Raw genomic sequence first — 11,836 nt, 5'->3', positions numbered from 1 at the left:
TCCCATAACAAGACACAGAGGGAGCAGACAATGGCAATTTCATCGCGTATTTCACTTTTCGCTGCGGCGGCACTGATGGCATTTCAGGCGCAGGCAGTGGACGTTACCATCGCATATCAGACCTCCGCAGAGCCCGCCAAGGTGGCGCAGGCGGATGATACTTTCAGCAAATTGAGCGGTGCAAAACCGGACTGGCGCAAGTTTGACAGCGGCGCGAGCATCGTGCGTGCGCTGGCGTCTGGCGATGTACAAATTGGCAACCTCGGCTCCAGCCCGCTGGCCGTTGCCGCCAGCCAGCAGGTGCCGATTGAGGTATTCCTGCTCGCCTCGCAGCTTGGTAATTCTGAAGCGCTGGTGGTGAAGAAAAGCATCACCAAACCGGAAGATTTAATCGGCAAACGCATTGCGGTGCCGTTTATCTCCACCACCCACTACAGCCTGCTGGCTGCACTTAAACACTGGGGAATCAAGCCGGGTCAGGTACAGATTATAAACCTCCAGCCGCCGGCGATTATTGCCGCCTGGCAGCGTGGTGACATTGATGGCGCCTATGTCTGGGCTCCGGCGGTCAATGAGCTGGAGAAAGAGGGCAACGTGCTGACTGACTCCGAAAAAGTGGGGGAGTGGGGCGCACCGACGCTGGATGTGTGGGTGGTGCGTAAGGATTTTGCCGAGAAGCACCCTGATGTGGTGCGCGCTTTCGCCAAAAGCGCCATTGACGCCCAGCGTGGTTACATCGATAACCCGGAAGCGTGGCTGAAACAGCCAGACAACATTAGCAAACTGGCCCGCCTGAGCGGTGTTCCGGAAGCGGATGTGCCGGGGCTGGTGAAGGGCAATACCTATCTGACCGCTGAGCAACAGGTTGCTGCACTCAACGGCCCGGTTAACAAGGCGATTATCGATACCGCCGGGTTCCTCAAAGCGCAAGGGCGAGTGCCCGCAGCGGCAACGGACTACAGCCAGTACGTGACCGATCGCTTTGTGAAATAAGGAGTCTGTGATGCTGCAACTTTCTCATCTTTATGCTGATTACGGCGGAAAACCCGCGCTGGAGGATATCAACCTCACGCTGGATAGCGGTGAACTGCTGGTAGTGCTCGGCCCCTCCGGCTGTGGCAAAACCACGCTGCTGAACCTGATAGCCGGATTTGTGCCGTATCAGCAGGGCAGCATCATGTTGGGGGGAGAGCGTGTCGTTGGGCCGGGGGCGGAACGTGGCGTGGTCTTTCAAAATGAAGGGCTGCTGCCGTGGCGCAACGTGCAGGACAACATTGCGCTGGGCCTTCAGCTTAGCGGCATGGCGAAAGCGCAGCGGCTGGAAATCGCCCGTGAAATGCTGAAGAAAGTGGGCCTGGAAGGGGCGGAGAAACGCTTTATCTGGCAGTTGTCCGGTGGGCAGCGTCAGCGCGTCGGCATTGCCCGCGCGCTGGCGGCGAACCCGCAGTTGCTGTTACTGGATGAGCCCTTCGGCGCGCTGGATGCCTTTACCCGTGAACAGATGCAAACCCTGCTACTGAATCTGTGGAGTGAGACGGGCAAACAGGTACTGTTGATTACGCATGATATTGAAGAAGCCGTCTTTTTAGCTACCGAACTGGTGTTGCTCTCGCCGGGGCCTGGTCGGGTAATGGAACGGTTACCGCTGGAGTTTGCTCGCCGCTATGTGGCCGGGGAGCCCTGCCGCAGTATTAAATCTGACCCGCAGTTTATCGCCATGCGCGAGTATGTCCTGAGCCGCGTCTTTGAACAACGGGAGGCCTTCTCATGAGCGTTGTTGCCAATGATAAACCGCGCCTGAAAAGCGTGAAGTGGCGCTGGCCGCTTTCCCGCCAGATAACCCTGAGCCTGGCGACGCTGCTGGTGCTGTTAACGGTGTGGTGGGGCGTGGCTGCACTGCAACTCATCAGCCCGCTGTTTCTGCCGCCGCCGGGGCAGGTATTGCAAAAACTGGTCACTATCGCCGGGCCGCAGGGCTTTATGGATGCCACCTTGTGGCAGCATTTGTCGGCAAGCCTGGCGCGAATACTCGTCGCGCTGCTGGCGGCGGTGTTGATAGGTGTCCCGGTGGGGATTGCGATGGGTTTGAACGCAACCGTGCGCGGCATTCTTGATCCGATTATTGAGCTTTATCGCCCGGTGCCGCCGCTGGCTTATCTGCCGCTGATGGTTATCTGGTTCGGTATTGGGGAAACATCGAAGATCCTGTTGATCTACCTGGCGATTTTCGCGCCTGTTGCGATGTCGGCGCTGGCGGGGGTGAAAAGCGCGCAACAGGTTCGGATACGCGCTGCGCAGTCGCTCGGCGCCAGTCGCCTGCAAGTGCTGTGGTATGTGATTTTGCCCGGTGCGCTGCCGGAAATCCTGACCGGATTACGTATCGGCCTTGGCGTGGGGTGGTCGACGCTGGTTGCGGCTGAGCTTATCGCCGCCACGCGAGGGTTGGGTTTTATGGTGCAATCTGCTGGCGAGTTTTTAGCGACCGACGTCGTGCTGGCAGGCATTGCGGTGATAGCGGTTATCGCGTTTGTTTTAGAACTGGGGCTGCGCGCGTTGCAGCGTCGTCTGACGCCCTGGCATGGAGAAGTGCAATGAGTGAACGTTTAACCATTACCCCGCTGGGGCCGTATATTGGTGCTGAAATCAGCGGCGTTGATTTAACCCGCCCGTTGAACGATAACCAGTTTGAGCAGTTGTATCACGCCATGCTGCGTCATCAGGTAATTTTCCTGCGTAATCAGGTGATTAACCCGACATTGCAGCGCGATCTGGCGTTGCGCTTCGGCGATCTGCATATTCACCCGGTTTATCCTCATGCCCAGGGCGTGGAGGAGATTATCGTGCTGGACACGCATAACGATAACCCGCCGGATAACGATAACTGGCACACCGACGTAACCTTTATTGAAACACCGCCAGCGGGGGCGATTCTGGCCTCTAAAGAACTTCCGGCAAGCGGAGGCGATACGTTATGGAGCAGTGGAATTGCGGCGTGGGAAGCGCTTTCTGAGCCATTTCGTAATTTACTGAGTGGCCTGCGGGCGGAGCACGATTTTAAGAAGTCGTTCCCGGAATATAAGTACCGTAAAACGGAAGACGAGCACCAGCGCTGGCTGGAGGCTGTTGCGAAGAATCCGCCACTGCTGCATCCGGTTGTGCGCACCCATCCCGTGACGGGCAAGCAGGCGCTGTTCGTCAACGAAGGGTTCACCACGCGTATTGTTGATGTGACGGAAAAAGAGAGTGAAGCGCTACTGGGTTTTCTGTTTGCGCACGTCACGAAACCTGAGTTTCAGGTGCGCTGGCGCTGGCAGCCGAACGATGTGGCCATTTGGGATAACCGCGTAACGCAGCACTATGCTAATGCCGATTATTTGCCGCAGCGCCGGATTATGCACCGGGCGACGATTCTGGGGGACAAGCCTTTTTATCGGGCGTGAGTGAATGTGCGGTCTGATGCCCTCACCCCGGCCCTCTCCCACAGGGAGAGGGAGAAAACCGCGCAGAACTTAGCAATTGTGCACAATCCGTCCCCTCGCCCTCTCCCACAGGGAGAGGGAGAAAACCGGCGCAGAACTTAAACAACTGTGCACAATCCGTCCCCTCTCCTTTGAGGGAGAGGGTTAGGGTGAGGGGGAAATGGCCGCACCGATGCCCTCACCCCGGCCCTCTCCCACAGGGAGAGGGAGAAAACCAGTGCAGAACTTAACAACAGTGCACAATCCATCCCCTCGCCCCTTTGGGGAGAGGGTTAGGGTGAGGGGAAAACCCCTACCGCAGAATCTTCTTCTCAGCCAAATCCAGCGCAAAGTAGCTAAAGATTAGATCCGCGCCCGCGCGCTTAATCGCACCAAGGCTTTCCAGCACGACTTTCTCTTCATCAATGGCACCCGCCTGCGCGGCGAACTTAATCATCGCGTACTCACCGCTCACCTGATAGGCACCAATTGGCAGTTCAGTGCGTTCGCGGATATCGCGCAGGATATCCAGATACGGGCCTGCTGGTTTTACCATCAGGCAATCCGCTCCCTGTGCTTCATCGAGCAGAGATTCACGAATCGCTTCGCGGCGGTTCATCGGGTTCATCTGATAGGTTTTACGGTCGCCCTTCAGCGCTGTTCCCGCCGCTTCACGGAACGGGCCATAGAACGACGAGGCGAATTTCGTGGAGTAGGACATAATAGCGGTATCGGTAAAGCCGGCGGCATCCAGCGCCTGACGAATTGCCTGCACCTGTCCATCCATTGCTGCCGATGGGGCGATAAAATCAGCGCCAGCGGCGGCGGCGATAACCGCTTGTTTCCCGAGGTTTACCAGCGTTTGGTCGTTATCGACACCGTGATCGCACAACACACCGCAGTGGCCGTGAGAAGTGTATTCACAGAAGCAGGTATCTGACATGACGACCATTTCCGGCACGGCATCCTTACAGATACGCGACATCCGCGCGACGAGGCCATCTTCCTTCATGGCGTCGCTGCCGGTGGCGTCTGTGTGGTGCGAGATACCGAAAGTCATTACAGAGCGAATGCCCGCATTAGCGATGCGCTCGATTTCACGGGCAAGATGCTTCTCAGGAATGCGCATCACGCCAGGCATGGCGTCGATGGCTTTGTAGTCGTTGATCTCTTCTTCAACAAAGATCGGCAACACCAGGTCGTTTAAGCTCAGTGTTGTCTCTTCAAACATAGCCCGCAGCGCAGGTGAACGGCGCAGACGGCGTGGGCGAGTGATTAAATCGGTCATGATTTGCCTGATGTTTGTGGAACAGACCCCCATTGTAACCGAATCATCACTGTGATGTTTTACTAAAGTTGTGCTTATAAAGGGGGAGATATGAGAGGGGATACGGGATGACGGAGAGGGTTAGGAATTTCTTAAATTATTTTAAATGATGAGTGTTGTTATTTTAAAATGAATTATATATATAAGGTTTCTTTTATCCCTGTGTAAGTTATAGGCGCCGATTTTATTTTTTATGATATTGAATGTTCATTCTGTTTTTATAGTTTTAATGAATTTGTTTTTCAAATTATGATGGTGAATGATTTGTTTTTTTAATTCCGTGGTAAATGGCGTGGATTGTCATGATTGCATCTATTACTGGTTGATATTACTTGGTTTTTGCTTTTTCTTTTATGGTGAGTCATTTGTTGGTTAAGTTGTCCGGATTCAGACATTAAGTAAAGATTAATTGAACCTTTTATCCCGCGCATCGCATAATTACATCCGCAACAATATTCATATTGCATTGTTAATTGATGGACCAACGTATATTACGTCCCTGAGGAGGGATGACAAATGCACTCCTGGAAAAAGAAACTTGTAGTATCACAATTAGCATTGGCTTGCACTTTGGCGATCGCCTCTCAGGCAAATGCAGCGTCAACCAACGACATTTCTGGCACCACCTACAATACTTTTCATCACTACAACGACGCCTCTCATGTTGATGACGTTTACTATGATGGCTATGTAGGCTGGAACAACTATGCTACCGATAGCTACTATAACGGTGACATCTACCCGGTAATTAACAACGCTACCGTTAACAGTGTTATCTCTACGTACTATCTGGATGACGGTATTTCCACGAATACCAACAACAATAGTCTGACAATTAAAAACAGTACAATCCACGGCATGATCACCTCTGAGTGCATGACGAAAGAATGTGCTGGCGATCGTGCTACCGGTTATATCTATGACCGTCTGGCGCTGACCGTTGATAACTCTACCATCGACGACAACTACGAGCACTATACCTACAACGGTACCTATAACAACGCCGCTGATACACACGTTGTTAATGTCTTCGGCATGGGCACCGCAATCACTCTGGATCAGGAAGTTGATCTGTCCATTACCAACAACTCTCATGTCGCGGGTATTACCCTGACTCAGGGTTACGAGTGGGAAGATATCGACGATAATACCGTAAGCACTGGCGTTAACAGCAGCGAAGTGTTTAACAACACTATCACTGTGAAAGACTCCACCGTGACTTCTGGCTCCTGGAGTGATGAAGGAACTAATGGCTGGTTTGGTCATACCGGAAATGCAGGTGATTACAGCAATACGCTGACCGCTGACGATGTTGCAATTGCTGCAATTGCGAACCCGTATGCAGACAACGCGATGCAGACAACGGCAACTTTCGATAATTCAACCCTGATGGGTGACGTTGTTTTCTCAAGTAACTTTGATGAAAACTTCTTCCCGAATGGTGCTGATAGCTATCGCGACACTAATGCTGACGTAGATACTAATGGTTGGGATGGCACAGACCGTATGGATGTGACTCTGAACAACGGTAGTAAGTGGGTCGGTGCTGCAATGTCTGTGCATCAGGTTGATCTGGGTTCGGATGTTAATGGCGACGGTAAAATTGATGAAAATAGCCCTCTTGATGGTATTTATGACGGATATGCGTCTGGCACCGAAGCCACTGCAACCTTGATCGACATCGCGGCTAACAGCCTGTGGCCAGCGTCAACTGTTGGTATTGATGATTCCAACACTGCTTATGATGAATATGATCACATCGTTGGCAACGAAGTTTACCAGAGCGGTTTGTTCACTGTGACCCTGAATGGTGCTTCAGAGTGGGATACAACTAAAACCTCTCTGATTGATACCTTAAGTATCAATAGCGGTTCTCAGGTTAACGTTGCAGACTCTCGTTTGATCTCTGACACCATTTCCCTGACTGGTGGTTCTTACCTGAACATCGGTGAAGACGGCCACGTTGCTACTGATACGCTGACCATCGACAACAGTACCGTTAAAATGTCTGATGACGTTTCTGCGGGCTGGGGCGTTACCGATGCAGCGCTGTACGCGAACACCATCACCGTGACTAACGGCGGTCTGTTGGATGTGAACGTTGATCAGTTTGATGCTAACCCGTTCCAGACTGATACCCTGAACCTGACCAGCACGACCGATACCGCTGGTCATATCCATGCAGGCGTATTCGATATCCATAGCAGCGATTATGTAATGGATACCGACCTGGTCAACGACCGCACCAACGACACCTCAAAGTCTAACTATGGTTACGGTGTTATCGCTATGAACTCTGATGGTCACCTGACTATCAATGGCAATGGCGACAACGACAATACTGCATCTGTAGAAGCGGGTCAGAACGAAGTTGATAACACTGGCGACCACGTAGCTGCTGCAACCGGTAACTACAAAGTGCGTATCGATAACGCAACTGGTAAAGGTTCAATCGCTGACTACAACGGTAACGAGCTGATCTACGTTAACGATAAGAAGAGCGACGCGACCTTCTCTGCAGCCAACAAAGCTGACCTGGGTGCATACACCTATCAGGCGCAGCAAGTGGGTAACACCGTTGTTCTGCAGCAGACTGAGCTGACCGACTACGCAAACATGGCGCTGAGCATCCCGTCTGCAAACACCAACGTCTGGAATATGCAGCAGGATACCCTGAACAACCGCCTGAACACCTCTCGTCATGGCTTTGACGACAACGGTGGCGCATGGGTGAGCTACTTCGGTGGTAACTTCAACGGCGATAACGGCACCATCAACTATGACCAGGACGTCAACGGCATCATGGTCGGTGTTGATAGCAAAATCGACGGTAACAATGCGAAATGGATCGTCGGTGCTGCGGCTGCCTTTGCGAAAGGCGACATCAGCGACCGTACCGGTCAGGTGGATCAGGACAGCCAGTCTGCCTATGTCTACTCTTCTGCTCGCTTCCCGAACAACATCTTTGTTGATGGCAACCTGAGCTACAGCCGCTTCAGCAACGACCTGAGCGCAACCATGAGCAACGGTGAATATGTCGATGGCGACACGAACACCAGCGCATGGGGCTTTGGCCTGAAACTGGGCTATGACTGGAAAATCAACGACGCTGGCTACGTAACTCCGTACGGCAGCATCTCTGGTCTGTTCCAGTCTGGCGACAGCTATAGCCTGAGCAACAACATGGAAGTCGGTGGTCAGGACTACGACAGCCTGCGTTATGAACTGGGTGTTGATGCTGGTTACACCTTCAACTACGGTGACCAGGCTCTGACGCCTTACTTCAAACTGGCTTACGTATATGATGATTCCAACAACCATACCGACGTCAACGGCGACAGCATTGACAACGGTGTTGAAGGTTCCGCAGTACGCGTAGGCGTGGGCAGCCAGTTCAGCTTCACTAAGAACTTCAGCGCTTACACCGGTGTTAACTACCTCGGCGGCGGCGATGTTGATCAGGATTGGGGCGCAAACGCAGGTGTTAAATACACCTGGTAATGGCTCTCCGGTAGTCAGGGAAGGCGACTTCCCTGTTTAACTGAAACGTTACTCATGCCCGTCATCATATGGCGGGCATTTTTACATGGATGGTAGAAAATGCCTGCATTGAGTAAACCACTGAGCGAATTTGTTACTCTTGATAAGCACTTATCTCCTCGCGGTATCCATTTTGATTTGTCGGCTGGCTCACAGGTGTTGCCAGAAGATAAAAAAACAGAAAACTACACTGTCGTACTCTCACAAGGGGCTATTTCCGTCAGACGAAACCCTGGCGATATTCTGTTTGGCATGGGGCAAAGCCCGGCGATTTTCGGCCTGGCGGGAGCCGTCATGAAAATTCAGCAGGATTATACGCTTACCACGGAAAGCGACTGTCGTGGATATTACCTCCCCGTACAGGACACGCTGCACTGTCTGACACGCTATCAGCTTTGGCGAGAAGCATTCTATTGGGTCACCTGGCAGCACCGTATGCTGGAAGTGCGCGACGCGCAGCTTATTGGTGCCAGTAATTACCATCAGATCCGCAGTACGCTACTGGTGATGGCGAAGTGGAATGACAATCTGCGCGCCAGAGTTGGGGTGATGAAATTTATCCAGCAAAGAACGAATATCTCACGTTCGGTTATTGCCGAAGTGCTCTCAGCTTTGAGAAAGGGCAATTACATTCAAATGGAAAAGGGCAAACTCGTTAGTATCACGCGTTTGCCATACGACTATTAAGATCCCGGAATCGCCTGCGGCTGGTTGCCGCTCAGTTCGGTAACCAGATTATTGATACCGTCACTCATATTCACGAAGCGCGTCAACGGCGAGCGGGTGACAACGACAAAGGCTCCCACATTTTCCTGCGGGATCATCGCCATATAAGTAATGAAACCACCGCCGCCGCCAGTTTTCTGGATAATCCCCGGGCGGCCATTTTTCGGTGACATATAGACCCATCCCAGACCCAGCGCATCGGCTTTACCTGGAACATCCATCCCCACAACGCGGGTAAGCTGACTGCGTTGATAAATCAGCGTCTGCATCCGGTCAGCCTGATTGCTGCGATGGTAGAAATCAGAAGAAAGATACTGTTGCATCCAGCGCATCATATCACCAGGGGTAGAGTAGACCCCGCCGCTGCCCACCGCGGCCAGCGTATTGTTGCACGGGCTGGCTCCTTTCTCTGCGACCATCAGACGACGGCACTGATCGGGCGATGGCGTAAAGGTCGTATCTTTCATCCCCAGCGGACGAGTGATTTGTTCTTCAAACAGTTGCGAGTATGGCTTGCCTGCGGCGTTGCCCAGCGCATCGGCCAGCAGATCGAAGGCCAGATTGGAGTAGCTGGCCTGGGTACCCGGCGCGGATTTTAGCGTTGCATTATTCAGATATGCCCAGCGCTGTGACTGAGTTGGCCAGACAAAGACCGGGCGATGCGCCGCGCCGCCGGGTTGTTCACGCGGAAGCGAACTGGTATGCGTCGCCAGGTTCACCAGCCGAATCGGCGACCCCTGGTACGTTGGGACATGCGCGCCGGGTGGGGCGAATTTACTCAGTGGATCATCCAGTTTCACCACGCCCTGATCGAGCAGTTTCACCAGCATCTCGCTGGTCATCAGTTTCGTCAGCGACGCGATACGAATCACTGAATCTAACTGTGGATGCACATTGTTACCGGGACGGGTTTCGCCGAAACTGCGGAATACTCGCTGATTGCCGTCGATAACCACTAATGCCATACCCGTGGCGCCGCTGCCATAAAAGATATGATTAGCGTAACGGTCTACGATATCGGAAGCAAAAACGGGGTCGGTAATCGGCTGAGCCGCCCGGGCCGAGGTCAATGACGCCACACAAAGCGCGGCAGAAAAAAGCAGACTACGTTTCAACGAAGGCATCCATGAATTGAAATGGGAGGATAGTGCGTATTTATACTACTAACACGATGAATCAGCACCTGGGAAAATGCCGTTAAACGCTATCATAGCGGGAAAAACGTAACGGTGAGTAACCGTGGTTATGAAACTTTGTACTGAATACACATTTTTGTGATCCGTCGCGTATGATAGATAGCATGAATTTCTCATTTGCGTAGCGGGATACGGTTAGAGCAAGAATCTGAATCTCATGACGAGCGCCTGTAAAATGTAACTGTTTCGCGTATTTTGCATCCTTTACCGACGAACTAAGCCTCTGTTTATCGGTCTCATTGTGCGGTTATCTTCCGTTTTTACGTGATATCCCTTTATCGTCGCCTTCGTTGCGGCAGGAATTTGTTGTACACAGCAAACGCCAGAACCATAAGATGTTAGCAGGAGTGCACTATGTTCAAGTCTTTTTTCCCGAAGCCGGGGCCATTTTTTCTCTCGGCATTTATTTGGGCGCTTATTGCCGTCATTTTCTGGCAAGCAGGCGGTGGGAACTGGTTGCTGAACCTGGTTCACGCCTCGAAAGAGGTGCCGATCAGCGCGGCACGATTCTGGTCGCTGAATTATCTGGTTTTCTACGCCTTTTACGCCGTTTGCGTGGGGCTGTTTGCCCTGTACTGGTTTGTCCGCAGCCCGCATCGCTGGCAGTACTGGTCTGTTCTGGGCACTGCGCTGATTATCTTCGTTACCTGGTTTTTGGTCGAAGTGGGCGTGGCGGTCAACGCCTGGTATGCCCCGTTCTGGGATCTCATCCAACAAGCGCTCACCTCGCCGAATAAAGTCTCCATCAACCAGCTTTACCAGGAAGTTAGCGTCTTCCTCGGTATCGCTCTGATTGCCGTGACCGTGGGCGTGCTCAACAACTTCTTCGTCAGCCACTACGTCTTCCGCTGGCGTACCGCGATGAACGAACACTACACCGCGCACTGGGACTACCTGCGTCATATCGAAGGCGCTGCACAGCGTGTGCAGGAAGACACCATGCGCTTTGCTTCGACGCTTGAAGATATGGGTACCAGCTTTATCCATGCCATCATGACGCTAATCGCTTTCCTGCCCGTGCTGGTGACGCTCTCGGCTCACGTGCCGACGCTGCCAATTCTGGGTAGCATTCCTTATGGCCTGGTGATCGCGGCAATCATCTGGTCACTGATGGGAACCGGGCTTCTGGCTATTGTCGGTATCAAGCTCCCGGGGCTGGAGTTTAAAAACCAGCGTGTGGAAGCGGCTTACCGTAAAGAGCTGGTTTACGGTGAAGATGATGAAAGCCGCGCCACGCCGCCTACCGTGCGTGAACTGTTCAGCGCCGTGCGTCAGAACTATTTCCGACTCTATTTCCACTATATGTATTTCAACATCGCCCGTATCCTGTATCTTCAGGTGGATAACGTTTTCGGTTTATTCCTGTTGTTCCCGTCGATTGCCGCTGGTGCAATCACGCTGGGCCTGATGCAGCAGATCCTCAACGTATTTGGTCAGGTGCGCACCTCGTTCCAGTATTTGATAAACTCCTGGACGACGCTTGTGGAATTGATGTCCATCTACAAACGTCTACGCAGCTTTGAGCATGAGCTGGATAACAAAGATCTCCAGGAAGTGACCCACACATTTGGTTAATTTTTACAAGGAAG

Annotated in this window: 9 protein-coding genes; 7 read left to right on the top strand and 2 right to left on the bottom strand. The window is 52.6% G+C overall.

Features of this window, described 5'->3' with window-relative positions:
• Positions 1-30: 30 nt before the first annotated feature.
• Genes tauA through tauD form a run of 4 tightly spaced genes read left to right on the top strand, consistent with a single transcriptional unit; the run spans position 31 to position 3,440 of the window.
• A complete protein-coding gene (gene tauA, locus VSR74_RS08260) occupies positions 31-993 on the top strand; it encodes a taurine ABC transporter substrate-binding protein (protein ID WP_347794214.1) in 963 nt (320 codons plus the stop codon).
• Between the two features lie 10 nt (positions 994-1,003).
• A complete protein-coding gene (tauB, locus tag VSR74_RS08255; protein ID WP_347794213.1) occupies positions 1,004-1,771 on the top strand; it encodes a taurine ABC transporter ATP-binding subunit in 768 nt (255 codons plus the stop codon).
• The gene (tauC, locus tag VSR74_RS08250; RefSeq protein ID WP_347794212.1) at positions 1,768-2,595 is read left to right on the top strand and encodes a taurine ABC transporter permease TauC; all 828 of its coding nucleotides are present in this window, start codon (positions 1,768-1,770) and stop codon (positions 2,593-2,595) included. The genes tauB and tauC overlap by 4 nt, the downstream gene beginning before the upstream one ends.
• Positions 2,592-3,440 carry a taurine dioxygenase gene (tauD, locus tag VSR74_RS08245; protein WP_347794211.1) on the top strand — a complete coding sequence of 283 codons (849 nt, stop codon included), beginning with the start codon at positions 2,592-2,594 and terminating at the stop codon, positions 3,438-3,440. The genes tauC and tauD overlap by 4 nt, the downstream gene beginning before the upstream one ends.
• Before the next feature lie 331 nt (positions 3,441-3,771).
• Here the strand turns inward: tauD and hemB are convergent, their stop codons facing one another.
• On the bottom strand, positions 3,772-4,746 hold the full coding sequence (hemB, locus tag VSR74_RS08240; protein ID WP_347794210.1) for a porphobilinogen synthase: 975 nt from the start codon (positions 4,744-4,746) through the stop codon (positions 3,772-3,774).
• A 555-nt stretch (positions 4,747-5,301) separates the two neighbouring features.
• Here hemB and ehaB point away from each other — a divergent pair.
• A complete protein-coding gene (gene ehaB / locus VSR74_RS08235) occupies positions 5,302-8,286 on the top strand; it encodes an autotransporter adhesin EhaB (RefSeq protein WP_347794209.1) in 2,985 nt (994 codons plus the stop codon).
• 99 nt (positions 8,287-8,385) lie between these two features.
• The gene (locus VSR74_RS08230; protein ID WP_347794208.1) at positions 8,386-9,012 is read left to right on the top strand and encodes a helix-turn-helix domain-containing protein; all 627 of its coding nucleotides are present in this window, start codon (positions 8,386-8,388) and stop codon (positions 9,010-9,012) included.
• On the opposite strand, the gene ampH is transcribed toward VSR74_RS08230, so the two are convergent.
• Positions 9,009-10,166, bottom strand: coding sequence for a D-alanyl-D-alanine-carboxypeptidase/endopeptidase AmpH (gene ampH / locus VSR74_RS08225; RefSeq protein ID WP_347794207.1), 1,158 nt, complete (start codon positions 10,164-10,166; stop codon positions 9,009-9,011). The genes VSR74_RS08230 and ampH overlap by 4 nt on opposite strands.
• Positions 10,167-10,601: 435 nt before the next feature.
• Between ampH and sbmA the strand changes: the two genes are divergently transcribed.
• Positions 10,602-11,822 (top strand): peptide antibiotic transporter SbmA, encoded by a 1,221-nt coding sequence (sbmA, locus tag VSR74_RS08220; protein WP_347794206.1) that lies wholly within the window; start codon positions 10,602-10,604, stop codon positions 11,820-11,822.
• Positions 11,823-11,836: the final 14 nt, after the last annotated feature.

This window comes from Pseudocitrobacter cyperus (assembly GCF_039889165.1).
Classification (GTDB): domain Bacteria; phylum Pseudomonadota; class Gammaproteobacteria; order Enterobacterales; family Enterobacteriaceae; genus Pseudocitrobacter; species Pseudocitrobacter cyperus.
The sequence above is the reverse complement of the archived record's forward strand: the minus strand, read 5'-3'. Positions and strand labels throughout refer to the sequence as shown.